At 67.5% G+C, this 25,419-nt stretch carries 27 protein-coding genes and 1 tRNA gene; 15 read left to right on the top strand and 13 right to left on the bottom strand.

What is annotated here, in order from left to right; all coding sequences use genetic code 11:
• Positions 1 to 45 precede the first annotated feature (45 nt).
• The 4 genes from NGM07_RS05655 to NGM07_RS05640 all read left to right on the top strand — a co-directional run bounded on the left by NGM07_RS05655 (position 46) and on the right by NGM07_RS05640 (position 3,794).
• Entirely contained in the window at positions 46 to 1,080 is a 1,035-nt protein-coding gene (locus NGM07_RS05655) for a sodium:calcium antiporter (RefSeq protein WP_253518185.1), read from the top strand.
• Positions 1,081 to 1,202: 122 nt separating this feature from the next.
• A complete protein-coding gene (locus NGM07_RS05650) occupies positions 1,203 to 1,892 on the top strand; it encodes a DUF4013 domain-containing protein (RefSeq protein ID WP_253518182.1) in 690 nt (229 codons plus the stop codon).
• Between the two features lie 395 nt (positions 1,893 to 2,287).
• Positions 2,288 to 3,019: a DUF4013 domain-containing protein gene (locus NGM07_RS05645; RefSeq protein ID WP_253518180.1), complete on the top strand. Its 732-nt coding sequence runs from the start codon at positions 2,288 to 2,290 to the stop codon at positions 3,017 to 3,019.
• Positions 3,020 to 3,068: 49 nt separating this feature from the next.
• Entirely contained in the window at positions 3,069 to 3,794 is a 726-nt protein-coding gene (locus tag NGM07_RS05640) for a class I SAM-dependent methyltransferase (RefSeq protein ID WP_253518178.1), read from the top strand.
• Positions 3,795 to 3,843: 49 nt separating this feature from the next.
• Here NGM07_RS05640 and NGM07_RS05635 read toward each other — a convergent pair whose 3' ends face one another.
• Complete coding sequence (locus NGM07_RS05635; protein ID WP_253518175.1) at positions 3,844 to 5,490, bottom strand: methyl-accepting chemotaxis protein; 1,647 nt, start codon at positions 5,488 to 5,490, stop codon at positions 3,844 to 3,846.
• A 130-nt stretch (positions 5,491 to 5,620) separates the two neighbouring features.
• The gene (locus tag NGM07_RS05630) at positions 5,621 to 6,319 is read right to left on the bottom strand and encodes a DUF4013 domain-containing protein (protein ID WP_253518172.1); all 699 of its coding nucleotides are present in this window, start codon (positions 6,317 to 6,319) and stop codon (positions 5,621 to 5,623) included.
• Between the two features lie 125 nt (positions 6,320 to 6,444).
• On the opposite strand from NGM07_RS05630, the gene NGM07_RS05625 reads away from it, so the two are divergent.
• From NGM07_RS05625 to NGM07_RS05615, 3 genes are all read left to right on the top strand, one after another.
• Positions 6,445 to 7,512 carry an mRNA surveillance protein pelota gene (locus NGM07_RS05625; protein WP_253518171.1) on the top strand — a complete coding sequence of 356 codons (1,068 nt, stop codon included), beginning with the start codon at positions 6,445 to 6,447 and terminating at the stop codon, positions 7,510 to 7,512.
• Between the two features lie 6 nt (positions 7,513 to 7,518).
• Positions 7,519 to 7,944: a DUF8215 family protein gene (locus NGM07_RS05620; RefSeq protein ID WP_253518168.1), complete on the top strand. Its 426-nt coding sequence runs from the start codon at positions 7,519 to 7,521 to the stop codon at positions 7,942 to 7,944.
• A 67-nt stretch (positions 7,945 to 8,011) separates the two neighbouring features.
• Positions 8,012 to 8,623 carry a DUF8173 domain-containing protein gene (locus tag NGM07_RS05615; protein ID WP_253518167.1) on the top strand — a complete coding sequence of 204 codons (612 nt, stop codon included), beginning with the start codon at positions 8,012 to 8,014 and terminating at the stop codon, positions 8,621 to 8,623.
• 22 nt (positions 8,624 to 8,645) lie between these two features.
• On the opposite strand, the gene NGM07_RS05610 is transcribed toward NGM07_RS05615, so the two are convergent.
• Entirely contained in the window at positions 8,646 to 9,485 is an 840-nt protein-coding gene (locus NGM07_RS05610; RefSeq protein ID WP_253518164.1) for a beta-keto acid cleavage family enzyme, read from the bottom strand.
• A 4-nt stretch (positions 9,486 to 9,489) separates the two neighbouring features.
• On the bottom strand, positions 9,490 to 9,783 hold the full coding sequence (locus NGM07_RS05605) for a hypothetical protein (RefSeq protein WP_253518162.1): 294 nt from the start codon (positions 9,781 to 9,783) through the stop codon (positions 9,490 to 9,492).
• 129 nt (positions 9,784 to 9,912) lie between these two features.
• On the opposite strand from NGM07_RS05605, the gene NGM07_RS05600 reads away from it, so the two are divergent.
• The gene (locus NGM07_RS05600) at positions 9,913 to 10,062 is read left to right on the top strand and encodes a hypothetical protein (RefSeq protein ID WP_253518159.1); all 150 of its coding nucleotides are present in this window, start codon (positions 9,913 to 9,915) and stop codon (positions 10,060 to 10,062) included.
• Positions 10,063 to 10,126: 64 nt separating this feature from the next.
• On the opposite strand, the gene NGM07_RS05595 is transcribed toward NGM07_RS05600, so the two are convergent.
• The 4 genes from NGM07_RS05595 to NGM07_RS05580 form a co-directional block, all read right to left on the bottom strand.
• Complete coding sequence (locus NGM07_RS05595) at positions 10,127 to 10,420, bottom strand: helix-turn-helix transcriptional regulator (RefSeq protein ID WP_253518156.1); 294 nt, start codon at positions 10,418 to 10,420, stop codon at positions 10,127 to 10,129.
• Between the two features lie 218 nt (positions 10,421 to 10,638).
• Positions 10,639 to 10,947, bottom strand: a complete 309-nt coding sequence (locus tag NGM07_RS05590) for a DUF7521 family protein (protein ID WP_253518154.1) — start codon at positions 10,945 to 10,947, stop codon at positions 10,639 to 10,641.
• Complete coding sequence (locus NGM07_RS05585; RefSeq protein WP_253518152.1) at positions 10,944 to 11,288, bottom strand: ArsR/SmtB family transcription factor; 345 nt, start codon at positions 11,286 to 11,288, stop codon at positions 10,944 to 10,946. The genes NGM07_RS05590 and NGM07_RS05585 overlap by 4 nt, the downstream gene beginning before the upstream one ends.
• Before the next feature lie 218 nt (positions 11,289 to 11,506).
• Complete coding sequence (locus tag NGM07_RS05580) at positions 11,507 to 12,250, bottom strand: MBL fold metallo-hydrolase (protein ID WP_253518150.1); 744 nt, start codon at positions 12,248 to 12,250, stop codon at positions 11,507 to 11,509.
• Positions 12,251 to 12,815: 565 nt separating this feature from the next.
• Between NGM07_RS05580 and NGM07_RS05575 the strand changes: the two genes are divergently transcribed.
• From NGM07_RS05575 to NGM07_RS05565, 3 genes are all read left to right on the top strand, one after another.
• Positions 12,816 to 15,584, top strand: a complete 2,769-nt coding sequence (locus NGM07_RS05575; protein WP_253518148.1) for an ATP-dependent helicase — start codon at positions 12,816 to 12,818, stop codon at positions 15,582 to 15,584.
• A gap of 64 nt (positions 15,585 to 15,648) precedes the next feature.
• A complete protein-coding gene (locus NGM07_RS05570; protein WP_253518147.1) occupies positions 15,649 to 15,894 on the top strand; it encodes a DUF8599 family protein in 246 nt (81 codons plus the stop codon).
• Positions 15,895 to 15,973: 79 nt separating this feature from the next.
• On the top strand, positions 15,974 to 17,596 hold the full coding sequence (locus NGM07_RS05565; RefSeq protein ID WP_253518145.1) for an SLC13 family permease: 1,623 nt from the start codon (positions 15,974 to 15,976) through the stop codon (positions 17,594 to 17,596).
• 51 nt (positions 17,597 to 17,647) lie between these two features.
• Here the strand turns inward: NGM07_RS05565 and NGM07_RS05560 are convergent, their stop codons facing one another.
• Both NGM07_RS05560 and NGM07_RS05555 read right to left on the bottom strand, forming a co-directional pair.
• On the bottom strand, positions 17,648 to 18,886 hold the full coding sequence (locus tag NGM07_RS05560) for a lactate racemase domain-containing protein (RefSeq protein ID WP_253518143.1): 1,239 nt from the start codon (positions 18,884 to 18,886) through the stop codon (positions 17,648 to 17,650).
• A gap of 67 nt (positions 18,887 to 18,953) precedes the next feature.
• Positions 18,954 to 20,024, bottom strand: coding sequence for a M20/M25/M40 family metallo-hydrolase (locus NGM07_RS05555; protein ID WP_253518140.1), 1,071 nt, complete (start codon positions 20,022 to 20,024; stop codon positions 18,954 to 18,956).
• Between the two features lie 170 nt (positions 20,025 to 20,194).
• On the opposite strand from NGM07_RS05555, the gene NGM07_RS05550 reads away from it, so the two are divergent.
• Positions 20,195 to 20,509 carry a hypothetical protein gene (locus tag NGM07_RS05550; protein ID WP_253518137.1) on the top strand — a complete coding sequence of 105 codons (315 nt, stop codon included), beginning with the start codon at positions 20,195 to 20,197 and terminating at the stop codon, positions 20,507 to 20,509.
• A 185-nt stretch (positions 20,510 to 20,694) separates the two neighbouring features.
• Here the strand turns inward: NGM07_RS05550 and NGM07_RS05545 are convergent, their stop codons facing one another.
• Positions 20,695 to 21,555 (bottom strand): NmrA/HSCARG family protein, encoded by an 861-nt coding sequence (locus NGM07_RS05545; RefSeq protein ID WP_253518134.1) that lies wholly within the window; start codon positions 21,553 to 21,555, stop codon positions 20,695 to 20,697.
• A gap of 140 nt (positions 21,556 to 21,695) precedes the next feature.
• Between NGM07_RS05545 and NGM07_RS05540 the strand changes: the two genes are divergently transcribed.
• Positions 21,696 to 22,028 carry a hypothetical protein gene (locus NGM07_RS05540; protein WP_253518131.1) on the top strand — a complete coding sequence of 111 codons (333 nt, stop codon included), beginning with the start codon at positions 21,696 to 21,698 and terminating at the stop codon, positions 22,026 to 22,028.
• 2 nt (positions 22,029 to 22,030) lie between these two features.
• On the opposite strand, the gene NGM07_RS05535 is transcribed toward NGM07_RS05540, so the two are convergent.
• Both NGM07_RS05535 and NGM07_RS05530 read right to left on the bottom strand, forming a co-directional pair.
• The gene (locus tag NGM07_RS05535; RefSeq protein WP_253518129.1) at positions 22,031 to 23,758 is read right to left on the bottom strand and encodes an adenine deaminase C-terminal domain-containing protein; all 1,728 of its coding nucleotides are present in this window, start codon (positions 23,756 to 23,758) and stop codon (positions 22,031 to 22,033) included.
• Positions 23,755 to 24,723 (bottom strand): MBL fold metallo-hydrolase, encoded by a 969-nt coding sequence (locus NGM07_RS05530; protein WP_253518126.1) that lies wholly within the window; start codon positions 24,721 to 24,723, stop codon positions 23,755 to 23,757. The genes NGM07_RS05535 and NGM07_RS05530 overlap by 4 nt, the downstream gene beginning before the upstream one ends.
• Positions 24,724 to 24,918: 195 nt before the next feature.
• On the opposite strand from NGM07_RS05530, the gene NGM07_RS05525 reads away from it, so the two are divergent.
• The gene (locus NGM07_RS05525) at positions 24,919 to 25,152 is read left to right on the top strand and encodes a DUF7553 family protein (protein WP_253518123.1); all 234 of its coding nucleotides are present in this window, start codon (positions 24,919 to 24,921) and stop codon (positions 25,150 to 25,152) included.
• A 75-nt stretch (positions 25,153 to 25,227) separates the two neighbouring features.
• Positions 25,228 to 25,302, top strand: a tRNA-Val gene (locus tag NGM07_RS05520).
• Positions 25,303 to 25,419: the final 117 nt, after the last annotated feature.

Below are 25,419 nucleotides of genomic sequence, written 5' to 3'. Positions count from 1 at the left end.
GCCGAACACAACGCATTTGGTGTCCGAGTCGGTCGTTTCGACGTGATGTCACTCTTCGGCGTCCTCCCCGACACGCCGCTCGCGCACGTGGCCGTCCTCGTCGTCGCCACGGGGCTCATCTGGTTCGGAAGCGGCTGGCTCGAATCGTCGGCCGAGCGTCTCTCGGCCCACTACGGACTCCCCGACGTGATTCAGGGCTCGGTCGTGGTCGCGGTCGGGTCGAGTTTCCCCGAACTGGCGAGCGTCGTCTTCACCGCGCTCGCGGGCGCGTTCGACATGGGCGTCGGCGCCATCGTCGGGTCGGCCATCTTCAACATCCTCGTGATTCCGGCGCTGTCGGGTATCGCGACCGAGAAGCCGGTCGCCTCCAGTCGGACCATCGTCTACAAGGAGGCGCAGTTCTACATGATATCGGTCGCCGCGCTGGTCGTCACGCTCGCGCTGGCGGTCATCTACTACCCGACGTCCGGCGGCGCGGTGCTCGGCGGAAGCGTCACGCGACCGCTCGCGGTCATCCCCCTCCTGCTGTACGTCCTCTACCTCTTCATCCAGTGGCAGGACGTGAGCGACCACGAGGGCGAGGACGTCGGCGACGTCGACGTCTCCCGGCAGTGGGGGATGCTCGTCGTCGGACTGGTCGTCATCCTGGTCGCCGTCGAGCAGATGGTCGGCTCGATCGAGAGCCTGAACCACACGTTCGGCATCCCCGAGTTCCTCGCGGGCGTCACCATCCTCGCCGCGGCGACCAGCCTGCCGGACTCGCTGGTCAGCGTCCGGGCCGCGCGCAAGGGCAAGGGCGTCACCAGCCTCGGGAACGTGCTGGGGTCGAACACGTTCGACCTGCTGGTCGCGATTCCGCTTGGGGTGCTCATCGTCGGGAGCGCACCCGTCGACTTCGCCGTGGCCGTGCCGATGCTGGGCGTGCTGACCGTCGCGACCGTCCTGCTGTTCACGTTCCTGCGGACCGACCTCTCGCTGTCCGACGTTGAGTCGTACGTCCTGCTGGCCGCCTACCTCGGATTTGTCGCGTGGGTGATCGCCGAGACGGTCGGCGTCACCGGCGTGATTCGGGGCGTCTGACCCGGGCGACCGCCGGGAGAAACTCGGCGTAGCACGGCTCACGATACGCTTAAGCCCTCGAAGAGCGTCTCTATTCCCGAGCGAGCCGCGACTTCTCGAAGCCCGACCGCTCGGTGTTCATCATGTTCCAAGACGCAATCGACTCCGTGACCGACAGTGACGACGCGACCCGGACCCTGCTGTTAGGCGGTCTGCTCACCCTGTTCGGCTTCCTCGTGCTCCCGCTGGTGCCCGTGGCGGGCTACCTACTCGGCGTCCTCGACCGGACCAGCGATGGCGAAACCGTCCTGGCCTTCGATGACTGGGGCGAACTGTCCGTCGACGGCCTGAAGGCCATCGCCGTGACGCTCGTCTACGGCCTCATCCCGGCCGTCCTGGCCGTTCTGCTGTTCCTCGGCGGGGCGGCCGCGCTCGCCTCCGGGCGCAACGTGACCGGCGGACTGACGCTGTTCGTCGGCGTCGTCGTCACCGTCGTGACCTCGCTGGCGGTCTGGTACGTCCTGCCCGCCGCGCTGGTCCGCCTGGCGACCGATAAGCGCGTCGGCGCGGCCTTCGAGTTCGGCGAACTCTCGCCGGTGCTCCGAAGCGGGAAGTACGCGACCGGGTGGCTGGTGGCGCTCGTCGTCTCGCTGGTCGGCGGCGCCATCGTCGGCGGCCTCGCCGCGGTGCCCGTCCTCGGGTGGCTCGCGGCCCCGTTCGTGGCGTTCCCCGTGAACGTCATCGCCGCGGCCATCTACGGTCGGGCCTACGGCGAGGCGCTCGACATCGAAGGCCGGGATCCCGGCGTCGAGGCCACCCGGCCCGCAATCTGAATCCGATTTCGACCGAGACGACCTTTTGCGACGTTTTACATCGTTCCACCGAGCGATAGCTCTGAGCGCGACTGCTGAGGAGCGCTCAGCCACACCGACCCCTGAAAGCGCCCGGCCGACCAACCGACGGGAACGCCCGGCGACACCTTCCTCCGGGGCGGGACTGAAAGGGGCCGCCCGCTACGCGAACCCCGGCGACGAAAGGACCGCAGGCATGAACGAAGTGAGTGCTGAGGACCGCAGTGAGCCGCGGGAGCGTAGCGGGCGGGGGCTTTCGAGGCGGTCATCACCGCGGTTTCTACAAACGTAGTGTTCGCGGACGGATTCCCGGCAACCACTTACTCCCATCACCGTCGAGACGCCAGACCTATCCTCCCTCGCTCGAACCGTCGGGCATGCTCCGCGAGGCCGTAAGCTACCTGCTGCGAGGTCAGCGCCGCGAGGAGGCGTTGCTCGTGGGGACCGTCCTCGCGCTCGCGGCCGGCATCCTCGCCCGCCTCGGTTTCCTGGCGATTCTCGCGCTCGTCCCGGCGGTCCTCCTGGCGGGCTACGCGATGGCGGTCCTCCGGGCCGGTGCGGCCGCGGCCCGCGCGGAACGCGCCGACGCCGACCCTCCGGACTCCGGAGGCCTCGACTCAGAAGCCGGAAGCACCGCATCGCTCCCGGCGTTCGCCGACTTCGGCGCGCTCGCGGCCGACGGCCTGCGAGCGCTCGCCGTCTCGGCGGGCTACCTCGCCGGGCCGCTCGTGGTCCTGCTAATCACCGTCGGTGCCACGCAGGCAGGAGCGGGAACGCCGGGTTTCGTCCGGACGCTCTCGGTGTACGGCGCAGGGACCGTCGCGCTGGTGTTGGCGGCCGGGGCGGCCTACCTCCTGCCGGCCGCGCTGGTCGGGGTCGCCGACCGGGGGTCCGTCCGGGCGGCACTCGACCGCGGCGCGCTGCGGCGCACCGCGGTCGACGCGGGTTACTTCGTCGGCTGGTTCGCCGCGTTCGGCGTCGCGGCCGTGACCGCGAGCGCGCTGGCGGTGCTCGCGGCGCTCGGTCGACCCGGGGAGGTCGCGGCGCTCGCGCTGTCGTTCTACGCGCTGGTCGTCGTCGCGAGGCTCCTCGGGCGGGCGGCGGGATGACCGACGCGCCGGCAAAGCCGTAAGTGAGTCCGGCGCGCACGGCTACGGTATGACCTCGGGCGAGGAACCGGGCACTACTTCGGGCGAGGAACCGACGGCGGCGGCCGCCTACGACGAACTGGCCGCCGAGTACGTTCGGGAAATCGAGTCGAACCTCTACAACGCCGAACTGGAGTTTCCGGCGACGACCGCGCTCGTCCCTGATGCGGCCGGAACGCGGGTGCTGGACGCCGGTTGCGGGGCCGGCCGGTACGCCGAATGGTTGCTCGACGAGGGCACGGAGGTGGTGGGCGTCGACGCGAGCGAGGCGATGCTCGAACGCGCCGCCGAGCGAGTCGGCGAGCGGGCGGAACTCCGCGAGGCGAACCTCGCGGAACCGCTCGATTTCGCGGCCGACGGCGAGTTCGACGGCGTCGTGAGTTCGCTCGCGCTCGATTACGTCGCCGACTGGCGGCCGACGTTCGCGGAGTTCGCCCGCGTCCTCGCGCCCGGCGGCTTTCTGGTGTTCTCGGTCCGGCATCCCTTGGACGAACTCGACGACGAGGCGAACTACTTCGAGGTCGAGCGCCGAGTGGCCGACTGGGCGGTCGAGGTGCCGTACTACCGCCGGTCGCTCTCCGAAATCCTCGGTCCGCTCCTCGATGCGGGCTTTCGAATGGACGAAGTGGTCGAGCCGACCCCGACCGAGACGTTCCGCGAGCGGTGGCCCGAGCGATACGAGACGGAGTCCAAGCGACCGGTGTTCCTCTGCGTCCGGGCGGTGAAACGGGAGTAAGCGTCTTCGAGGTGGTCGGTCTGGCGAAGCGGTCAGTCTAGCGAAGTTGTCAGTCCAGCGAGGCGGTTTCGTCCTCGCGCAGGCGGAAGTCGGCGAGCATCCCGCCCATCTCCTCGGAGACGTCCGAGACGTCCTCTGCGACCGCCGAAACCTCCTCGGCGGTTTCGGTCTGCTGGTCGAGGCCCGCCGCGACCTCCTGGAGTTGGGCGCTGACCTGCTGGCTCGCGACCGAGACGCCCTCGACGAGGTGGGCGACCTCCTCGGCGTCGGCCGCCTGGTCGCCGGTCGCGCGCCGAATCTCCTCGATGCCGTCGCTCGTCTCCCGGACGGCCTCCTCGACGGTTTCGATGTACTCCACCACGTCCCTGACCGCGTCCACGCCGGTTTCGACCTGGCGGTTGCTCTGCTCGATGGTTTCGGCGGTGTCGCCGATGCCGGCCTTGAGTTCCTCCAGCGAGTCCGAGATCTCCTCGACGGCGTCCTTCGACTCCTCGGCGAGCGCCTTCACCTCGTTGGCGACGACCTGGAAGCCCGCACCGTTGCCGCCGGCGCGGGCGGCCTCGATGTTGGCGTTGAGCGCGAGCAGGTTGGTCTGGTCGGCGATGTCCGAGATCATGTCGGTCATCGCGTTGATGGTCTCCATCTGGTCTTCGAGCGACGCCATCATCTCGATGTTGCGCGCGCTGGCCTCGCTGGCGTCGTCGATGGTGTCGATGGCGGTGTGGGCGGTCTGGGTGCCCTCGCTCGCCCGGTCGGCGGCCTCGGCCGCCCGCGCGTCGATCTGCTGGACGGTCGCGGTGATCTCCTCGATGGACGCCGAGAGGTTCGAGACGTTCTGTTCGGCCTCGCTCGCCCGTTCGGCCTGCTGGCTGGCGCCGTCGGCGACCCCGTCGCTGGCGCGGTTGATGTCGGCGATGGCGTCGGTCGCCTCGTCGCTCGCGGTCCGCATCTCCCCGCCGATGGTCGACAGTTCGTCGGACTGCTCCCGGGCGGCCGCGAGGACGTCGCGGAGCGAGTGGACCGCGAACCGGAGGTCCTCGGCCATCGCGTCGTACTGCCGGTAGACGTTGTCGATGGCCGGGAACCGGACCGGGGGTTCGGGGACCGTGGGTTCGACCGTGAGGTCGCCCTCGCTCAGGCGCGCGAGACTCGTCTGGAGTTCGGCGACGACCGTCTCCTGGTAGGACTCCAACTGCTCTTCGCGCTCGCGGAGTTCGACGCGCTCGGTGATGTCGCGGTTGATCTCCAGCGCGCCGACGATCTCGCCCGCGTCGTCGCGGATGGCCATCAGGCTCCTGCTTACCGGCACCTCGCCGCTGTCGACCACGATGGTGTCCTCCATGTTTTGGACCGGTTCGCCGGTGTCGAGCACCTCGCGCATCACGGTGTTGTCGGCCTCGTCGAGTTCGAAGAGGTTCACGCCGATGAGGCCCTCCCGGGTCTTCTCGAAGAGGTCGAGCGCCTCGTCGTTGATGCGGTCGATGTTCCCCGCCGCGTCGACGGTGAATATCGGGTAGCAGAGTCCGTCGAGGACGCTCTGGACCACCGACTTGGCAGTCAGGGTTCCCGCGCGCGCCGCGTCCGAGGCGTTCTCACCTCCGGTCCGGCCGTCGGAGGTCGCCGTCGTCGCGTGGTCGTCCTCGGTTTCGGCGTCGGGCGTGGCCGCTCCGAGGACCCCGGCGAGTGCGTTCAACATATGCGTTTCATCGTCGCGGGCGTTGGCATAAAGGTATCTCCGATTATACGTTTTGAGAACCACGTTCGAGACTCACGGTTTCCGCAAAGTCGAGTTAGTGGCGAAAAAGAAACTGTTCGCGAATTCCGGTTCAGTCGCCGAAGTGAACCTGCTCGGTCGAACTCGGGGGTTCGACCGGCGAGACGTTAGCGTAGGCCGTGCCGAACATGTAACTCCCCGCCAGGTAGAGCCAGAAGTAGAAGAACGGCGCCAAGATGTACCCGATGCCAAGCGTGACGAGCGCGAAGACGAGGAACCCGACGCCGCCGACCAGCGCGATGCCGAACGTCAGGACGACCGCCTTGAGGTAGTCGCCGCTTAGCAACACCGGTTTCAGTTCGTCGAAGTCGAACGCGGCTCCGATGGACCCTTCGCGACCGAAGTTCGTCAAGGCCGCCGGGAGCACGTACTGGATGGCGAACGACAGCACCAGTGCGACGAGCATGCCGACGAGTCCCAGGCCGGCGGCGACGCCCGCGGTGTCGCCGCCCGCACTCGAACCACCGATCATCGCCACGAACACCATCACCATCAGCACGAACGGAACGAACGAGTACGCGATGCCGATGACGACCGCCTTGACGCCGTCGACGAGGAGGTCGCCCCACTCTTCGAACGCGGGCGGTTCGTCTTCGCCGCGCGAAACTGCGGTCATCGCCTGAACCATGTAGCCGTACAGGATGAATGACGGAATGATGAGGATGGCGAGGATGCCGAGCACCCCTCCGATGAGTATTCGGGCAACTCCGCTCTCGCCGTTCGTCGGGTACGAAAGTGCGTCTTCAAACATATCAAAGTTAAGGAAATATCGAGTATCCTTAAATGTTGTTACACGGGACCGACGGAATCGCGAACCACCGAGCGAACGGACGAAAAATAGCAGGGCACTTACCGCATCGGAACGGACTCGTCGGTATGCAGATAAAGAGTCGCCAGTCGGTCGAGGGGGGCCGCGAGCGCATCGTGGTCGTCCCCGAGAGCCTCGACGACCTCTGGCACCTCACCTACGTCCTCGAACCCGGCGACCTCGTGTCGGGCGACACCACCCGGCGCATCCAGCGCAACGACGACCAGATGCGCGACACGGGCGGCGAGCGCGAACACATGTACGTCACCATCGAGGTCGAGTCGGTGGAGTTCCACAAGTTCGCTAACCGCCTGCGCATCGGCGGCACCATCGAGGACACCTCGCGCGAGGACCAACTCGGCATGCACCACACGCTCAACGTCGAGGAAACCAAGGAACTCACCATCGAGAAGGTCTGGAAGCGCGACCAGTTGGACCGCCTCGAAGAGGCCGAGGAGGCCAGCGAGAACCCCGACGTCGCCATCGCCACGGTCGAGGAGGGCGAGGCTCACCTCCACACCGTCGCCCAGTACGGCACTGAGGAACTGGGCACCTTCACGGGCACGACCGGCAAGGGTGAGTACGCCCGCGACCGCGACGAACTGTTCGCCGAACTGACGAAGGCGCTCGCCCGGATGGACGTCGACGCGGTCATCCTCGCCGGGCCGGGGTTCACCAAGCAGGACGCCGCCGACTACATCGAGGACAACGCCCCGGAGGTCGCCGAGAAGATGACGATGGTCGACACCAGCGCGGTCGGCGACCGGGGCGTCCATGAAGTGTTGAAACGCGGCGCGGTCGAGGACGTCCAGAAGGAGACTCGCATCGCCGAGGAGGCAGAACTCATCGACGAACTCACCAAGCGCATCGGCGAGGGCGCGAAGGTCGCCTACGGCGTCGAGCAGGTCCAGAAGGCCGCCGACTTCGGGGCCATCGAACACCTACTCCTCCTCGACGAGCGCCTCCGCGAGGAGCGCGGCCGCGAGGGCGAGTGGGACATCGACGTCAACGACCTCATCACGGACGTCGAGCGCAAGGGCGCCGACGTGACGGTCTTCTCCAGCGAGTTCGCCCCGGGCGACCAACTGGCGGGCTTCGGCGGCATCGCCGCGCTCCTGCGCTACCGCCTCGACTGACTCGCCATGGACTTCGAACGCTTCCTCGACTACGTGTTCTTCGCGGGCCTCGAAATCTCGATTCTGTCGGTTCCCGCGCTCTACGCCCTGCTGTACGCCGAACCGAAGGGGCCGGTCGCGCTCGCGGGGCTGACAGCCATCGTCGCCTCGACGCTGGCGGCCGCGCTGTTCCGTGGCGGTTGGGTGGACCTCGGGGTCGGCGAGTGGCCCCGGCCGGGCGACCCCTACACTCTGCCGGTGCGGTCGGCCTACTACAGCGCGACCGTCGCGATTGCGGCCTACGTCGGCGCGTTCGCCAACGTCGAAACCGGCGTCCCTGCCGCGGGAATCGCGGCGGCGGCGGTCGTCTGCGCCGCGTCGATGACGGCGCTTCCGCCGGTGGTCGGCGGCATGCGGAGCGTCGGAAAGCGGTTGGTGTCGGTGCGGTTCTGACGGCACTCGGAAATGCGCACCTTCCGTGCGGTTCGCTCCTCCGACCGATTTCGCCGACCTCATTCACGTGCGGTGGCGGTTCCTCACCACCGCCGATAGCAACAACGAATTTATGTTTAGTTGCAGTACGTTTGCTATGGCGGTCAGTCGTCAGCTCGCTCTTTTCGGCGTGTTCGGTGCCTCGCTCGCGTTCGCTGGCGTCGCCGTCGCCCAAGAGCCGTTCGGCGCCACAGATTTCTATCTCTCCCCGTTCGAACGAGCCGCCGCCAATTTCGTGTTCACCCTCTTCGTCGGTGGGGCCGTACTCACGCTGGGGCACAACTACTTCGACAGTGTTCGCGACCACCTCCGTCTTGCGCCGGGCTCGTCGTTCCTTTGGGGGTTGGGCGTCCTCGTCACCACCCTCGGGGTGGGCGTTCTTCTCACGCTCTTTCTCGGCGGCATCGGTCGACTCGTCTTCACCGCTCTCCTCCTCGGATTCGTCCTGGTCGCCGTCGTCGGACGGGTCGTCGCGTATCTCGTCCTGTTCGGTTGGCTGGTGGACCGTCGGTGGCTCGCCCTGGGTTTGACGGCCGTCGTCGGTGCGGTCTTCCTGGTGGTGCCGCCGCTCGGAACGGTCGCGGAACTGCTGGTCGCCAGTACCGGGACCGGAGCCATGTTCCGAAACTACTGGTACTGAACCGTCGACGCCGACCGTTCTCTTACAGCCCCAGAATGTCGCGCGCCTCGTCGGGCGTCGCCGCCTCCCGGCCGAGCGTCTCGGCCACGTCGACGACCCGGCGGACGAGTTGGGCGTTGCTCTCGGCCAACTCGCCCCGTCGGTAGTACACGTTGTCCTCCAGACCCACCCGGACGTGGCCGCCGAACAGCACGCCCATCGTCGCGAACGGGAGCTGGTGGCGTCCGAAGCCGATGGTGTTGAACAGCGCGTCCTCGGGTAGGTCGTCGATGGCGGTCAGGAAGTTCCGGGGTGTCGGCCGGGTGAGCGTCCCCGACCCGAACAGCAGCGTGGCGTACACCGGGTCGTCGAGGTCCCGGCGCTCCAGCAACTGGCGGACCTCGTTTCGGTGGCCGTCGTTGAACACCTCCAGTTCGGGTTTGATGCCCCGGTCGACCATCTCGTCGTAGAGCGCGTCGACGGTCGCGCGGGTGTTCTCGCTGGTGAGGTGGCGGTAGCGGTTCAGCGGCCCCATGTCGAGGCTCGCCATCTCGGGCGCCGGGTCGGTCCGGAGCGGTTGGCGGCGCGCTTCGAGCGGCGCGGCGGTCCCGCCGGTCGAGTGCTGAATCACCACGTCCGAGCGCGCCCGCACCTCGTCGTCTATCTCCTGAAACCGCTCGGTGCTGAACGACCGCTCGCCGTTGGGTCGCCGGGCGTGGAGGTGGACGACGGCCGCCCCCGCCCGCTCGCACTCGGCGGCCGCGCGGCCGATCTCCTCGGGCGTCTCGGGGAGGTTCGGGTTGGCCTCCTTTCCGTGGACGCCGCCGGTCAGCGCGGCCGTCACGATGACTTTCTCGCCGGCGAGGTAGTCCTCGTAGCCCATCGGTTCAATCGCCTCCCGCGTCGGCGTTCCCGTCGTCCGTCCTCTCGCCCTCGACGTCCTCACCTTCGGCCATCTCACCGTCGGCGCCTTCGCCGTCGACGCCCTCGGGCAGTCCCTCGCGGGCGCGGTAGATCTCGCAGTCGGTTTCGTGGTCCAGGCCGTAGCGACCGTTGCAGATGTCGGCGCGCATCGGTTGGACGAACTCCTCGGCCGCGGCGCAGTAGGCGCGGGGTTCGGCGTCGTCCCGGCCGTCGTCGGCCAACCGCCGATACTCCAGGTACGGACAGACGTCGGACATGGCCGACGGAACGGCACCCCGGGATAAAGTCGTTCGCGGCGCGGCACGCGGTGCCGCCACTCCGCTCCATCCCGCCGCCGCCCGACGACCGGCGGAACATTTGAATAGGGGAAGGGTGGAGAGAGTCGTATGGCCGACGAGGTGACCGCAATCGAGCGGTGTACGTACTGTCGTGCGTACGTACCGGTAACGCACGTCACGATTCCCCCGAATCCGACCGACGAACCGATGCAGGCGCGGGTCGCCGTCTGCGAACGCTGCTTCGGAGACGGTCGCTGATACTCCGAGCACTCAGAAAACGTGATTCTTCGTACCGCCCCGATTCTTCGGTTCCGGACGACGCCTACGACGTCGCTTCGGCCTCTCCGGACGTGTACTGGGCTTCCCACTCGCGACGGGCCTTTATCTCGCGCTGCCCGCGAGTCGTCAGCGTGTAGAAGTTGGTCCGGCGGTCGCGCTGGCCCTTCTCGACCATCCCCTTGTCGACCAGCGTGTCCAGATTCGGATAGAGGCGACCGTGGTGAATCTCCTTCTCGTAGTAATCTTCGAGTTCGTCCTTGATGGCGAGGCCGTGTGGCTCGTCCAATCCGTCGACGACGTACAGGAGGTCGCGCTGGAATCCGGTTAAATCGTGCATGGTGAGTTCCCCGTTCCTTCAATAGAGACACACCAACTTAAAGGTATCCAGAATCAATAGAATTATCCGCAGAAATATAATTGAAAAGAGCGTCATACAACGGTCCGCCGTCCGGTAGGTACGGTTCGAACGGGCGAGAGTACGTTCACAGTTTCGGCCGGAGAACGTCCGAGTCGAGAGAGCCCGTCGAAGCTTCAGTTACGTCGTACGACCAGCACTTAGCGCCGCCCGTAAAGCGAATAGACGATGCTCGCCAGGCCAACCACCTTGACGCTGTTCGCCAGCGGCGAGATGACCAGTCCGACCGTCCGCATGCTGTACCACCGTGCGCCGACGTGGATGATGACGGTCGGGACGATCGTGAGCAGGACGATGCCGAGCGCCAGAAACAGCATCGGACGACCGCCGTTGCGCCGGTAGCCGCGGATCGCTTGGTAGACGATGAGGAAGCCCAGGACGAACAGGAGGACGAAGTTCGCCGCCAGCCACGGACCGTGGAGATCCATCGCCGAGGGGAGGGCGCTCATCGAATCTCCTCCCACATGTTCGTCAGGCGGTCGGCCGGGTCATCGCGCCGTGAAAGATCGACGGCGAACGTACCGTCGTCCACCGTCACCGAGAGCGAGTCAAAGCGCGACTCGTAGACGGCGTAGTGATTCCCGTTCTCGTCCAGTTTCGTCTCCTCCACGAGGAGGTCACAGGATTTCAGCCGGTCGATACGCCGGTAGATCGTGGGCGGTGATGCGTCGCACCGCTCGCTCAGTTCGGTCGCTGACATAGGTCTGTCGGTGAGGTGAGCGAGGATGCGTCGCGCGTACTCGTCGTCGAAGAGGGCGAACAGCGTCGCGGGGTCAGGGTCCTCGCTCACATTATCGTGTTCCGAAGACGACAGTATAAAAGGTGATGCGAAGTTTCAGAGTCAGAAAGACCCGCACCGATTCGCGAACGATTCGATTTCACTCGCGGTCGGTTGCAGTTGATCGGGTGACGCGGAGTTCGACGAGGCTGATCGAGCGAACCCGGTCCTCTCGAAGCCCGACGGTACGAAAGCCGTCCCGCGCCGCCGACCTCTGCGGGACGTCGAGGCTACAGCTCGACGGTTCGAAGGTCGTCGGCGAATCGCACGTCGCCGTCGTACAACGCCTCGATGGACGACATCATCTCCTCGTGGCGACCCTGGGTGTGGGGGTAGAGGTGCGTGAGGAACACCCGGCCGACGTCGGCGCCCGAGTCGGCGAGCGCCCGGCCGAGTTGGGTGGGCGTCGGGTGGTTATCGACGTCGACGTCGTCGGGGAACGAGCAGTCGTGGGCCAGCATCTCGCACCCGTCGGCGAAGTTCGCCAGTCCCTCGAACGCCTCGCTGTCGCCGCTGAAGGTGAACCGGTCGCCGAACCGGTAGGCGAAACACGGTATCGAGTGGCGCGTCTCGTAGGCTTCGACGTCGAATCCGCCGACCTCGAACTCCTGTTCGGCGATTTCGCGTACCCGGAGGTCGACCTTCTCTGCGAGGTAGTCGTAGACGTCCAGCAGGCCATCGAGCAGGTCCTTCGTCCCGACGGGGCCGACGACTTCGAGGTACTCCTCGCCGGCCAGCCACCTGGCTTTCAGCAGGGGGAGCAGGTCCGAGACATGGTCGAGGTGGTGGTGCGTGAGCAGCACCGACGAGACGTTCTCGTAGCCGACGCCCGACTGCTGGAGTCGGTGGAGGACGCCGCTCCCGCAGTCGACCAGCACCCGGCGGTCGGCCTCGACGTCCTCGACGAGGACGCCGGTCTGGTAGCGCTCGCCCGTCGGCATCGCGCTGCCGGTTCCGAGAAAGGTGACGCGCATATCCGAAAACCGGGACCGAACCGCAATAACGTTTGGGCGAAAGTGCGGGACGGTAGCGCGTCGCCAGGGCCGAACCTGGGTCCGAAGGCGCGCACCGACGCGTCGACCGTTCGGCCTCGAAGTCCACTCCTGTCTCTCGCTTCTCGGTCGCCCGCCTCTCGTCCGACGCTCCTCGATGTGATTTTGTTTATACTGTGCGAGTTCTCCGCTCGGTGTCGAAGATACGGCGGAGTGTCCCCGAAAACGACGATTACACCTCCGCCGTGTACCAAACAGCTATGAATACCCTCGACGGTCGAATCCCTCGCTCGGCCGAGGCGCTCGAAGGTGTCCGAAGCAGGCCCCGAGTCCCGCGACGGCGGCCGTCGTGGGACTCGGCGTCGGCGAGAGTCCGCCGTACTGGCGTCGGAGTCAGACTGCCGGTACTGATGCGGTCGGACTGTCGGCGTGGACTTTCTCGCACTCCGGCCCCGCGAATCGCCGGAGGAGGTGGCGAGTACCCGCGGATTTCACTTCCGCTCCGCGAGCCAAACCGTCTTATGCGCACGGTCCCAAGGTCCGTCAAATGGGAGCGCGCGAGTTGCTGGCGCGTGGGGGTTACGATTTCGACGCCGACGCGGTCGAGATCGAGGACCGAGACGCCTTCGAGTTGCTGGAACCGGCGGTCAGGGAGTGGTGGGTCGACGAGTTCGGCGAGTACGTCCCCGACAACGGGGGGTTCTTCACGCCGCCCCAGCGCGAGGCGATTCCGCTCGTCCACGAGCGACGCAACGCGCTGGTGGCGTCGCCCACCGGGAGCGGCAAGACGCTGTCCGCGTTCACCGCGATTCTGAACGAACTGTTCCGCAAGGAGCGCGAGGCCGAGGACGGACTCGACAACTCGGTCTACTGTCTGTACGTCTCGCCGCTGAAGTCGCTGGCCAACGACATCCACCGGAACTTGGAGGTGCCACTGGAAGGTATCAGCGAACGGATGGACGGCAAGGTGAACGTCCGCCACGCGATTCGCCACGGCGACACCGACAGCAACGAGCGCCGGAAGATGCTGGACGAGACGCCCCACATCCTCAACACCACGCCGGAGACGCTGGCCATCCTGCTCAACTCGCCGAAGTTCAAGCGGAAGTTGGAGACGGTGGAGTACGTCGTGGTCGACGAGATTCACAGCCTCGCCGACGGCAAGCGCGGCACCCACCTCTCGTTGAGCCTGGAACGACTCGAACAGTTGACCGAGACATCGCCGACCCGCATCGGCTGTTCGGCGACGGTCGAACCGCTCTCCGACATCGCCGAGTTCCTGGTCGGATGCGAGTCGGGGAGCGACGACGACGAAGAACCCCGCATCCGCGACTGCGAGATCGTCGACACCCGGTTCGTCCGGGAGTTCGACGTCGAACTCCAGTGTCCCGCCGACGACCTCATCCACACGCCCCGCGAGGTGGTTCAGGAGCGGTTCTACGACGACCTCCACGAACTCATTTCCGACCACACCAACACGCTGGTGTTCACCAACACGCGCTCGGGCGCCGAGCGCGTGTTGCACAACCTCCGGGAGCGCTTCGACGTCTACGACGAGGAGAACTCGGGCTGTCACCACGGCAGTCTCTCGAAGGACGCCCGCCAGTCCATCGAAGGCGCGCTCAAGGAGGGAAGCCTCGACGTGGTGACGACCTCCACCAGCCTCGAACTCGGCATCGACATGCCCCACATCGACCTCGTGGTCCAGGTCGGGTCGCCGAAGTCGGTCGCGTCGCTACTCCAGCGCGTGGGGCGGGCGGGCCACCAGCTCGGCCAGACCGTCACCGGCCGGGTGGTCGCGCTCGACCGCGACGAACTCGTCGAGTGCGCGGTGATGCTGAAGAAGGCCGAAGAGGGGTTCGTCGACCGGGTGTTCGTCCCCGAGGAGGCCTACGACGTGGCGGCCCAGCACGTCTACGGCATGGCCATCAACGAGGTCAGACCCGAGTCCGAAATCAAGGAGGTCGTCCGGCGGGCCTACCCCTACCGGAACTTCACCGACGAGCAGTTCGAGACTCTCTTCCGGTATCTCACCTCCGACTACGAGGGCCTGGAGGACAAGCACGTCTACGCGAAGATATGGCGCGACGAGAACGACCCGCCCGACGGCGAGTACCACTACCCCGAGTACCCCGTGGGCGAACCGCTAATCGGCAAGCGGGGTCGACTCGCGCGGGTCATCTACATGACCAACATCGGGACGATTCCCGACTCGTTCACCTGCGATGTGTACACCCGCGCCGACAGCGAGTGGGTCGGCAATCTGGACGAGAGCTACCTCGACACCCTGGAGAAGGGCGACGTGTTCGTCCTCGGCGGCCGGAACTTCGAGTTCAAGTACCGGCGGGGGTCGAAGGTGTACGCCGACCCCACCCGCGCCCGACCCACGGTTCCCTCGTGGTTCTCCGAGCGCCTGCCGCTGTCCTACGACCTCGGCCGCTCCATCCTCGAGTTTCAGGGCGAACTCCTCTCCCGCTTCGAAAAGCGCGGGCGGCCCGCGGTCCGGGTGTGGCTCAGGGAGTTCCCGCTCGACGAGAACAGCGTCCGGGCCATCGCCCGGATGTTCGACGAACAGGTCCGGTACGCCGGGCCGGGCAGCGTCAGCACCGACGAACGCCTCGCGGTCGAGATCGAACTCGACCGCCAGGAGTACGAGCGCCACTACTACGTCCACTCGAACTACGGCCGGAAGTTCAACGACGGCCTCTCGCGCGTCGTGGCCTACCGGTGTGCGAACGCCGCCAACACCAACGTCTCGGTCGCGGTCGCCGACCACGGGTTCACGGTCTCGATGCCGCTGAACCGGAAGGTCGACGTGGCCGAAATCCTGCGGGACATCGACCCTGAGGACGTGCGAAGCGACCTCCGGTCCGCGCTGGCAGGCACCGAACTCCTCCAGCGGTACTTCCGCATCAACGCCACCCGGTCGCTGATGATCCTCAAGCGCTACAAGGGCTACGAGAAGTCGGCGAGCGAACAGCAGGTTTCGAGCGAGATGTTGCTCGGGTTCGCGGAGGACCTCGAAGACTTCGCGGTCGTCGAGGAAACCTACCGCGAGATTATCGAAGACAAACTCGCGGTGTCGGCCGTCGAGGAGGTGATGGCCGACATGGAGTCGGGCGCGGTCGAGGTGGTCCAGAACCGCGTCGACACCCCTACGCCGAAGGCGTTCGGCCTGGCGACGCTGATGGCCAGCGACGTGGTTCTCGCCGAGGACGAGAGCGCGGTCCTCCAGGAGTTCCACGAGCGCGTCCTGGACGAAATCGGCGACGGGTACGACGCCGTGACGGGGTCGAGCGCGTCGCCGGTGCGGTGAGTCCGCCGGCCGGCGGGCCGACGACCCCGACGTTTATGGGCCGAACCTCGCATAGCTACGCCCGATGACGGAGGGAGACGGCGCCGACGTGACCGACCTATCGCCGCTCGCGTGGCGTCTGCTCCGGGTCGCCGCGGGGTTCGAACAGCGCGCCGTCGAACGTGAACTCGACGACCTCATGCAGGCCCACGTCTCGATGCTCGAATCCGGAACCCGCGCGCTCTCACCGTCGCGCCGCCGCACGCTGTTCGACCTCTACTCGGCCGAACTCACGGCCGAGCAGATTCGTGCAATCGCGGAGAACTTCTAATCGGTTCGTATTTTTTCCGCTACTTTTTGCCCTATCGAAAGTTATTAATCGTAACAAACTGCTTTGTTGGCGTGTATCAATGATACCACGACCGTCATCTCCGCGCGGACGCATCGTCGTCTTCGTGCTTGCACTGTTAGGAACGGCCGTCATCGCGGGCGCGCCGAACCCGAACGGACTCTCGGTTCGCGGACAGTTCGCGCTCGCGACGATGTTCTTCGCGGGTTTCCTCTGGGTGACGGGGGCGTTCCCGCTCGCCGTCACCGCGCTGTCGATCCCCGTCGTGTTGACCATCTTCGGCGTGTACGCCGACCTCGACGACGCGCTGGTCGGCTTCGCCGACCACCTCATCTTCCTGTTCATCGCGGGGTTCATGCTGGCCAACGCCCTCCAGAAGTACGACATCGACCGTCGGATCGCGCTCTGGATGATGGCGGCGATGGGGTCGTCGCCCCGCCGCCTAGTGTTGGCGGTCATGCTCGCCACCGCGTTTCTCTCGATGTGGGTGTCGAACACCGCGACGACCGCGATGATGACGCCCATCGCGCTCGGGGTCCTCACGCAGGTCATCGGTCGCGAGGGTGTTGCGGCGGCCGACGCGTCGGCCGCCCCGGTGGACTCGGAGGTCGCCTCCGACGGCGGCGCGATCGCCGACCCGTCGACCGACGACGAGTTCCGTAACATCCAGGTTTCGATGCTGTTGGGCACCGCCTACGCCGCGAGTGTCGGCGGCGTCGGGACGCTCATCGGGACGCCGCCGAACGCGGTGCTCGCCTCGCAGCTCAACCAGATGCTGGGCTACGAGATCGGGTTCGCGCAGTGGTTGTTCATCGGACTCCCCATCGTCGTCGTCACTCTTCCAATAATCTGGTACCTGCTCACGTCCGTCCTCTACCCGCCGCAGGTTGACGACGTGAGCGAGGCCCGCGAACAGGCCCGCAGGTACCTCGCCGAGGAGGGGTCGCTCGACGCTCGCGGCAAGCGCGTCGCGGTCATCTTCGCCGCGACGGCGCTGCTGTGGGTCGTCGGCGGTCTCGGCGACTTCCTCGGTCCGCACCTGCCCGGTCCGGTCGCGGTCACGCTGTTCGGCGGCGAGGGTGCGAGCGTCTTCGGTCTCGACGGCCACCAGGGGATGCTCTACTACGTCGTGGTCGGCCTGATGGCGATTCCGGCGCTGGTGCTGGCCGACACGATGGAGTGGGACGAACTCGCCGACATCGACTGGGGGACCATCCTGCTGTTCGGCGGCGGCATCGCGCTGGCCGACGCGCTGGCGAAGACGGGCACGACCAAGTGGATCGCCGACACCGTCTTCGGGTCGCTCACGGGCGCACCCATCGTTCTGGTGGTCGCCGTCGTCGTGCTGCTGGTCATCTTCCTGACCGAGATGACCTCGAACACGGCCACCGCGACCATCATCGTCCCCATCCTCATCAGCATCGGCGGCGTCTTCGCGGCGACGCTCGGCCTGACCGACGTGGCCGCGGCGGTGTTCCTGTCGGTGTCCGGCGCTATCGCCGCGAGTTTCGCGTTCGCGCTTCCGGTCGCGACTCCGCCCAACGCCATCGTCTTCGGGAGCGGCTACCTCAAACAGAGCCAGATGATGCGCGCCGGAATCGTGCTCAACGTCCTGATGACGGCGATACTCACCGCCCTCATCTGGCTGCTGTTCCAGTTCGTCTGGCCGCACCTCCTCTGGTAGTTCGGCCCCGACGGAGCGTCTCGAACGTCGAGACACCGCCTTCGTCTCCTCTCACGCCCTGACGAGGAGCGTGTCCAGGGCGTCGGGTACCACGAGCACGTCGCTGCCCGGTTCGACGGCGTCTTCGACCGAGTCGCTGGCGTGCATCAGGCAGTCCCCGACGACCTGAGGCGTCTTGCTGTTGGTGACGTACAGGTCGTACTCCCGGAGGACTCGCGCGACGACGAACGCCCGCTGTGCGCCGGGGTCGTAGCCGCGGCGCATCTCCTCGTAGAGCGCCGACGCGCTTTCGGCCCCGCTGAGGCGGTCGTAGAAACGCTTCTCGCCGGTGCCCTCGCCCGCGCCCTCCTGGAGGCGCGCGGGGACGACGATGCGGCCACCTTCCCGGAGAGGGTCGTAATCGCCCAGGGCGACGTAGGTCGCCGCCCGGGTCGTCTGGTAGAGGTTGGCGTCCTTGGGCGCACCGACGCCCGCGACGACCGCGTCGTAGCTCCCCGACACCGGCACCGAGAGGGCCGACCGCGCCGTCTCGGCGAGGTCGGCCACGACGGCGCGGTGGTCGCCCGCGCTCGCGTCGAGGATGCCCGCCGGCGCGTGGGTGACGTTCAGACAGAAGTCCAGGTCGATTACGTCGCCCGCCCGGTTCAGCGTTTCCCGGAACGGGTTACCCTCGGTCCGGCCGAGTCTGACGCCCTCGTTCGAGAGCATCGCCGGGCCGTGGGTGTACCGGATGAGCGACTCGCCGCCCGCGCCGATGGCGGGGGTCTTCGCCCCGCCGGAGAAGCCGGCGTACTGGTGGGGTTCGACCATCCCGGTCGAGACGACGCGGTCGGCGTCGGCGACGGTCGGATTGAGTTCGATCGCCACCGACTCGCCGTCCGGCCCTTCGACGGTGCCGACTTCGCGGGCGGCCTCGGCGTCGTGGTTCTCCGCGAGGTCGGCGTGTTCGCCGAGCGCCTCGCGGAGTTCCTCGTCGCTCATCGGTCGGTGGAGGCCGAGTCCGACGACGATTCGGACCTGCTCGCGGTCGACGCCGCCGGCCCGCAGTTCCGCGAGGAGGACGTCGGCGAGCACGTCGTCGGGGGTCGCGCGCGTCACGTCGGTCACGACGACCGCCACCTCGTCGTCGGGGTCGACCCTGTCGCGCAGTCGCGGACCGTGGGGGTTCTCGACCGCGGCCTCCGCGGCCTCGCGGGGGTCGACCGGGTCGCCGCCGGGCGGTTCGGCGACCGTCACGTCGCACTCGGGCAGGGAGAATCCGATGGTCGCATCGGCGTAGGGAATCTGCATCGGTCGTGGGTTCGATTCGAAGGGGCGTCAAAGCGCCGCTGCTCGAACGTCGGCCGTCGACGTCGCGTCAGATGTCGACGGCGAAGTCTTCGCGCCCGGCGCTACGCTCGGCGAACGCCGCCAGCAAGTCGGCGACCGCCTCCAGGTCGTCGGTGTCGACGACTTCCGCCGGGGTGTGCATGTAGCGGTTCGGGATGCCGACGTTCAGCGACGGGATGCCGCCCTGGGCGGTGTAGAAGGCGTCGGCGTCGGTGCCGGTCGCGCGGCCCGCGGCCTGCAACTGCACCGGAATCTCGGCGTCGGCGGCGGCCTCGCGGGCCGCCCGGACGACTACTGGGTGGTTGGCCGACCCGCGGGCGACGACCGGTCCGCCGCCGAGTTCGACCTCGCCGTGTTCGTCCTCCTGGTCGGCGAGGTCGGGACTGTCGACGGCGTGGGCCACGTCCACCGCGAGCACGGCGTCGGCGTCCACGTCGAAGCCGACCATCTCCGCGCCCCGGAGGCCGAGTTCCTCCTGGACGGTGCTGACCGCGTAGACGGTCGCGTCGACGTCGGCCTCGGCCGCCCGGCGCAGGCCCTCGGCGGCGGCCCAGGTGCCGACGCGGTTGTCCATCCCGGCGGCCGCCATCCGGGTCCCCCAGAGGTCGGCCACGGGCGACACGAAGGTGATGGGGTCGCCGACGTCGACGAGTTCGCGGGCCTCGTCCTCGCTCTCGGCGCCGATGTCGACGTGCTGTTCGGCGATGGGTTCGGGTTCGTCCGCGTCGTCGTCGGAGTCCCGGAGGTGGATGGCGGTCTGGCCGACGACGCCGTGGACCGGACCGTCGTCGGTGTGGATCTCGACGTGCTGGCCCTTCGACACGGTGGCGTCGGACCCGCCGATACGCGAGGGGTGGACGAAGCCGTCGTCGTCGATGCTGTTGACCATCAGTCCGATCTCGTCGGCGTGGCCCGCGAACGCGACGGTGGGGTCGCCGCCCTCCAGGACGGCGACGGCGTTGCCGTAGGCGTCGGTGCGCACCTCGTCGGCGAACTCGGAGACGTAGTCGACCCAGACCCGCTGACCCTCGACTTCGAACCCGGACGGACTCGGCGTCGTGAGCAGGCGTTCGAGGAACTCCCGCGACGTGCCGTTCATGTTCCAACCGAGCGACGCGCCGCTTATGAACGTCACGAATGCGGATATCTCGTCCACGGTCGTTTCGTCTACGGCCGTCTCGTTTCGCGTCCCGACGCGGTGTCGTGGGACCGCGCGACGGACGGTCCGCCCCAACCGATAAGGACGCTCTCGGCGAAGGAAGAACGGCCATGGGAATCCTGGAGTTACACTTCCACGACTCGCAGTTGACCTGGAACGTCGGCGGCGGCGAAACCGGCGAGGGGCGGTCGTTCTCGCTCGGGACGGGCGCCAAGAGCGGAAACCCGAGCGGCGGCCGAAGTCGGTCCCGCGGCGGCACCGACGGTCCGCCGTCGATGGCGCCGAAACTCAAGTCGATCGGGGCGCTCGCGCTGCTCGTCGGCGGGGCGATGGCGTACAACCGCCTGAAGGCTCGCCGGGCGCAGAAACGGGCGGAGGCCGAGTCCGGGTCGCTACGACGTCGACTTTCGCCGCGGTCGAAGTAGCCGGCGGCGGGTCCGTGCCGGGGTCGCACCTCCGACCTCGGGCCACTCGCCAGCACCGGGTGGCCGATTTCGGCCACCCGGTGCTGGCGAATCGAGTTCGGACGCCGCGACCGGACGCTGCCTCCGGACGCCGCGAGCGCCGGCGCTGACGGCGTCCGGTGGAGCACCCCGCCGGCGTTTCCCGGTTACGAACCCCAGTCGTGTTCGCGGAGGTACGTCTCCAGGTCCGCGAAATCCACGTCGTGGTCGGCCCGGAGCGCGTCGATGTCGGCCTCGTAGCCGTGCTCGTTGAACCACTCGAACATGACCGCGTACTCCTCGCCCATCTGCTCGCGGAGGTCGTCGAGGGGGACGTGGACGGGTTCGACCTCCCTGTCGAGGACCTCCGAGAACACCGTGGCGGCGCTCTCCAACGTGTGTTCGTCGCCGGCGAGTTCGTCGGCCCGTCCGACGTAACGGTCGGGGTCGGCGAACGCCTCGGCGACGAACGCGCCGACGTCGTCGGCGTCCACCATCTGGAGCGAGACGCCCTCCGCCAGACCCATCGCCAGCGTTCCGCCCTCGACGTCCTCGCGCATTCCCTCGAAGTTCTGCATGAAGAACACCGGCCGGACCACGGTCGCGGTCAGGTCGAGTTCGCGGACGCGCTGCTCTATCTTCCACTTCGAGTCGAAGTGCGAGACGCCGGAGTCGCGTTCGGCCCCGCCGACCGAACTGAACACGTAGTGGTCGACGCCCACCTCGGCCGCGACCTCCGCGAGGTTGGTGCCCTGCTCGATCTCGTCCTCGTAGCCAGCCTCCCAGAAGTTCGTCACCGCGTAGACGGCGTCGACCGCCTCGACGAGCGGTCGCAGGGTGTTCTTCTCAGCGAGGTCCCCCTGCACCACCTCCGCGCCGCGCTCGCCCAGTTCGTGGGCCCGGGCGCTCTCGGGGTGGCGGGTCATCGCGTGGACCGCGAAGTCGCCGTGGTCGCCCGACAGCAGGTGGTCGACGACCGCTCGTCCCTGCGTCCCGGTCGCGCCGGTCACCAGTACGGTATCGGTCATCGTCACCGCGTGGACGCCGACCGTGTGAATAAATTGCACGGCCGCGACCCCCGTGCCGTGACGGTCCCGTTCGGTCGTCGGAACGCGCCGCCGACCGCCCGTCATCCTTTTCGCCGGGGACACCGAAGGCTTCCCCCGACATGACAGAGACAGTCTATCACGTGTACCTCGTCCGAACCGGCGAGCAGGGCAACAGGGTCCGGGGCGGCGAGCGCGAGGTGACCTCGCCGGTCGAGGGGTACGAACTGGACTTCTACGATTCGGGCGTCTGGCTGACCCGCGAACAGGGTCGGAACTTCTTCCCGTACGAGCAGATTCGAACCATCCGCGAACACCCCGCGGTGAGCGAGGACGACGAGGCCGACGCCGACGCCGAATCGGCCGGCCGGGAGGTCGGCGCAGGGTCGCCGGCCGAAACCGGCGACTCCGGCGGGGAGGACGAGGGGGCCGAAGAGGATATGCTCGAGGAGTAGATTCAGGGCGACAGTCCGACGACTTCGCGGTTCAGCACGTCGGCGTAGCCTGAGAACGACAGCCTCAGCGTCGGCACGCCGGGGAAGGTGAGCGTCTGGACCGCCAGCATCGGGCGCTCGACGTCGGCGCCGAGTCGGCGGAGCGCGCTCTCGACCGCGCCGTAGAGTTTGGCGGTTTCCTCGACTTCGAGGTCCGAACAGGCGCCCGCGACCCGCGTGGGAAGCTCCGCGACGACGTCGCCGTCCTCGACGACGGCCCACCCGCCGCCCATCTCCGCGACGTGGGCGACGGCCGCCCGGTGGTCGTCGTCGTTGGTGCCGACCGCGACCACGCCGGGGGTTTCCCACGTGCCGCTGGTCGCGACCGCGCCGCTGTCGAGGCCAAGGCCGGTCAAAAAGCCCGTAAATCCGGTGCCGTCGCCATTCGGGTGGCGGTCGAGCAGCGTCACCTTCAGCACGTCGGCGTCCGGGTCGGCACGGAGTTCGCCGTCCTCCACGGGTGGCGAAACCGTCGTCTCGCCCGACAGCAGGCCGCCGCGGTACTCGATGGCCCGAACCTCGCCGTCGACGGCGGCGTCGGCCGACACCCGGAACTCAGCGGGGTCGGTCGCGACGTCCACCGAGTCGTAGAAGCGCTCGGGGTACTCGTGGGTCCGCGGGGCGACCTTCGACTCGCCCTTGTTGTAGACGACCTCGCCGCCGCTGATGACCGTCGAGACGTTCACTTCGTCCAGGTCGTCGATGAGGATGACGTCGGCGGCGTTACCGGGCGCGAGCGACCCCACGTCCGAGAGCCCGAAGTGGCGGGCGGGGTTGAGCGTGGCCATCCGGATGGCGTCCGCGGGTGCGACGCCCTCCTCGATGGCCCGCCGGACGACCACGTCCATGTAGCCTTCGTCGATGAGTTCGCGGGGCCACATGCCGTCGGTTGACAGCGAGAGGTCGGCCGCGCCGACCTCGGGGTAGGCCTCGCCGACGGCGGCCATGTCGTCGCGGATGGAGCCGTACCGGCCGATGGCGTGGACGCCGTTCTCGATGCGCTCGACGATGTCGGCGCCCGAGATGGACTCGTGGTCGTCGTCGATTATCGTGGCGAACGCCGCGAACTTCTCGCCCGAACAGCCTGCGCCGTGGCCCGAGACGGTCTTGCCCTCGGCGCGGGCGCGCTCGTAGAGCAGTTCGACCGGCGTGTCCCGGCCGACGGCGTGAATCCAGTCGGTTTCTCCGACGCCGACGACCCGGTCGTCGGCCAGCAGGTCGGAGAGTTCCTCGGCCTCCTCGTCGCTTGCCCGCCGGGGTTCGAAGGTGTCGACCAGCGGTTGTGGCGGGACGGTCACGCGCACGCGGACCGGCAGGTAGGAGGTGGCCGCGAGCAACTGCTCGACGCCCTCCGCGCCGAACGCCGAACCGTAGCTGGCCGCCTCGGAGACGACCGTGGTCGTCCCGCTCTCGACGACGTAGTGGTAGGCGCTCTCGAACGTCTGGTGGAGGTCTAGGTGGGTGTGGGCGTCGACGAACCCGGGCGCGACGACGCGACCGCTGGCGTTGACGACCCGGGTCTCCTCGCCGATGACGGACTCGGCGTCCTCGGGGAGCGCGGCGACCCGTCCGTTCTTCACCGCGACGTCGCGTGCCTGGAACTCTCCCTTTTCGGGGAGGCAGACCCGGCCTCCGGTGACCACCAGGTCGGCCGGCTCCTCGCCGAGCGCGACCGGCTGGAGTTCGTTCACGACGCCACCTCCTCGTAGACGACGACGCCGCCGCGCTCGCGGGGTTCGACTTCCCCGCGGGCTTCGAGCACGTCGAGGTGGCCGACCGCCTCGCTCATCCCCGAGAAGTACTCGGTCGCCGGCAGGTCGTCGAACAGCGCCTCCATCACCTCGACCGCGGTTGTCGGCCCGTCGACGATAGACTTGACGTTCGCGGTCCGCTCCTCGTGGGCGTTGAGGATCTCGGTGATGCGCTCGCGCGGGTTCTCTATCACCTCGCGGTGACCGGGGAGCAGCAGATCGAACTCCCGTTCGCGGAGGTCGGCGAGCGAGCGGTTGAACGCCGGGAGCACTCGCGGTCGCTCGCCGCCCTCCTCCTCGGGGGGCTGGAGCAGGGGGTTGGGCGTGATGTCGAGAAGCACCTGGTCGCCGACGAGCGCGCGCCGACTCGGCTCGCCGTCGTCGCCCTCCGTCTCGTAGGTGAAGATGGTTTCGCCGGGGGCGTGGCCCTGGACCGCCTCGGCGGTGAGGGTGGTGTCGTGGACCTCGACCGTCTCGCCGTCGTCGAGGACGAGGTCCGTCTCGACGCTGGGGGCGGCCTGGAGGAACGACTCGGGGAGGTCGGTGACCAGTTCGGCGGTGGAGCGCGCCATGCCGTGGCGCTCGAAGAAGTCGGCGAAGTACGACTGCTCGTAGTCGAGGCGAGCCTCGAAGTCCTCGATGATCCGCGCCGCGGTCGGGCTGGCGACGACGCGCGCGCCGTGTTCGCGCAGGCGCGCCGCCAACCCGAAGTGGTCCGGGTGGGGATGGGTGACCAGCACCTGGGTCACGTCGGTCGGGCCGAGCTCGCGGGCTTCGAGGCCGTCGAGCAGGGCCGCCCACGCCTCTTCGCTTCCCGGTCCGGGGTCGACCAGCGTCCGCCCGGCGAGGTAGGCGTTCACCGGGCCGATCTGGAACGGCGTCGGTATCGAGAGCCGCGTGAACATACACCCGTACCGAGGCCGCCTGCCGATAAACCGTTTTTGACACCGTCTGCCAGTTTCGTCCCGTGGTGCCTTCCCCGGGACGGCGTTGGCTTCCATCGGGCGTCTTCCGTTCGGGGTCGCCTGCGAGACGCACCAGCACGGTCGGCGCAAAGCATATATTTGACCTTCGCATAGAAACAGAATGGTGTGCGAACGATGAACAAACACTTCGAAGACACGACGTACTACGCACGACGAGCGGGACGACACCTCTACCGAGGCCTCCGCGAAGAACTCGCGCCCGTCGAGTACCGCATCCGACGCGCCACCGGCTACGAGAAGGAGACGCCGACCCGAACCGAGAAGTGGCGCGCGGAACTCCGCGAGGCAGAGTGGGAAGCCCAGCGCCGCGCCCGACGCGCGATGCGCCGCGCCCGAGAACGAGTGTAAGTCGCCGCCGACGCCGATTTCTTTCGCGGTGTAAAGTAAGTCTTAAGTCCGGCAAGGGGGAACGGTGAACTGTTCGGGTCGGTAGTCTAGTCCGGTTATGACAGCTCCTTCACACGGAGCAGGTCGGCGGTTCGAATCCGCCCCGACCCACTCGCTCGTTTCCGTTTTCAAAGGACAAATAATCGCAAGATGGCTGTACAGTGTTGGTTTTGTGAGTCCTGTTTTCGGATTTGAAGTCATCAGGTTAGCTGACGTGCACCTTCCACG

This window comes from Halorussus vallis (assembly GCF_024138165.1).
Classification (GTDB): Archaea; Halobacteriota; Halobacteria; order Halobacteriales; family Haladaptataceae; genus Halorussus; species Halorussus vallis.
Note: the sequence above shows the minus strand (reverse complement) of the source record. Positions and strands in the feature narration are given on the sequence as shown.

Excerpts from the sequence above, each read along its gene's own strand:
- NGM07_RS05655 (WP_253518185.1), top strand. The coding sequence starts at position 46 with ATGTCACTCTTCGGCGTCCTCCCCGACACGCCGCTCGCGCACGTGGCC.
- NGM07_RS05650 (WP_253518182.1), top strand. The coding sequence starts at position 1,203 with ATGTTCCAAGACGCAATCGACTCCGTGACCGACAGTGACGACGCGACC.
- NGM07_RS05645 (WP_253518180.1), top strand. The coding sequence starts at position 2,288 with ATGCTCCGCGAGGCCGTAAGCTACCTGCTGCGAGGTCAGCGCCGCGAG.
- NGM07_RS05640 (WP_253518178.1), top strand. The coding sequence starts at position 3,069 with ATGACCTCGGGCGAGGAACCGGGCACTACTTCGGGCGAGGAACCGACG.
- NGM07_RS05635 (WP_253518175.1), bottom strand. The coding sequence starts at position 5,490 with ATGTTGAACGCACTCGCCGGGGTCCTCGGAGCGGCCACGCCCGACGCC.
- NGM07_RS05630 (WP_253518172.1), bottom strand. The coding sequence starts at position 6,319 with ATGTTTGAAGACGCACTTTCGTACCCGACGAACGGCGAGAGCGGAGTT.
- NGM07_RS05625 (WP_253518171.1), top strand. The coding sequence starts at position 6,445 with ATGCAGATAAAGAGTCGCCAGTCGGTCGAGGGGGGCCGCGAGCGCATC.
- NGM07_RS05620 (WP_253518168.1), top strand. The coding sequence starts at position 7,519 with ATGGACTTCGAACGCTTCCTCGACTACGTGTTCTTCGCGGGCCTCGAA.
- NGM07_RS05610 (WP_253518164.1), bottom strand. The coding sequence starts at position 9,485 with ATGGGCTACGAGGACTACCTCGCCGGCGAGAAAGTCATCGTGACGGCC.
- NGM07_RS05605 (WP_253518162.1), bottom strand. The coding sequence starts at position 9,783 with ATGTCCGACGTCTGTCCGTACCTGGAGTATCGGCGGTTGGCCGACGAC.
- NGM07_RS05600 (WP_253518159.1), top strand. The coding sequence starts at position 9,913 with ATGGCCGACGAGGTGACCGCAATCGAGCGGTGTACGTACTGTCGTGCG.
- NGM07_RS05595 (WP_253518156.1), bottom strand. The coding sequence starts at position 10,420 with ATGCACGATTTAACCGGATTCCAGCGCGACCTCCTGTACGTCGTCGAC.
- NGM07_RS05590 (WP_253518154.1), bottom strand. The coding sequence starts at position 10,947 with ATGAGCGCCCTCCCCTCGGCGATGGATCTCCACGGTCCGTGGCTGGCG.
- NGM07_RS05580 (WP_253518150.1), bottom strand. The coding sequence starts at position 12,250 with ATGCGCGTCACCTTTCTCGGAACCGGCAGCGCGATGCCGACGGGCGAG.
- NGM07_RS05575 (WP_253518148.1), top strand. The coding sequence starts at position 12,816 with ATGGGAGCGCGCGAGTTGCTGGCGCGTGGGGGTTACGATTTCGACGCC.
- NGM07_RS05570 (WP_253518147.1), top strand. The coding sequence starts at position 15,649 with ATGACGGAGGGAGACGGCGCCGACGTGACCGACCTATCGCCGCTCGCG.
- NGM07_RS05565 (WP_253518145.1), top strand. The coding sequence starts at position 15,974 with ATGATACCACGACCGTCATCTCCGCGCGGACGCATCGTCGTCTTCGTG.
- NGM07_RS05560 (WP_253518143.1), bottom strand. The coding sequence starts at position 18,886 with ATGCAGATTCCCTACGCCGATGCGACCATCGGATTCTCCCTGCCCGAG.
- NGM07_RS05555 (WP_253518140.1), bottom strand. The coding sequence starts at position 20,024 with ATGAACGGCACGTCGCGGGAGTTCCTCGAACGCCTGCTCACGACGCCG.
- NGM07_RS05550 (WP_253518137.1), top strand. The coding sequence starts at position 20,195 with ATGGGAATCCTGGAGTTACACTTCCACGACTCGCAGTTGACCTGGAAC.
- NGM07_RS05545 (WP_253518134.1), bottom strand. The coding sequence starts at position 21,555 with ATGACCGATACCGTACTGGTGACCGGCGCGACCGGGACGCAGGGACGA.
- NGM07_RS05540 (WP_253518131.1), top strand. The coding sequence starts at position 21,696 with ATGACAGAGACAGTCTATCACGTGTACCTCGTCCGAACCGGCGAGCAG.
- NGM07_RS05530 (WP_253518126.1), bottom strand. The coding sequence starts at position 24,723 with ATGTTCACGCGGCTCTCGATACCGACGCCGTTCCAGATCGGCCCGGTG.
- NGM07_RS05525 (WP_253518123.1), top strand. The coding sequence starts at position 24,919 with ATGAACAAACACTTCGAAGACACGACGTACTACGCACGACGAGCGGGA.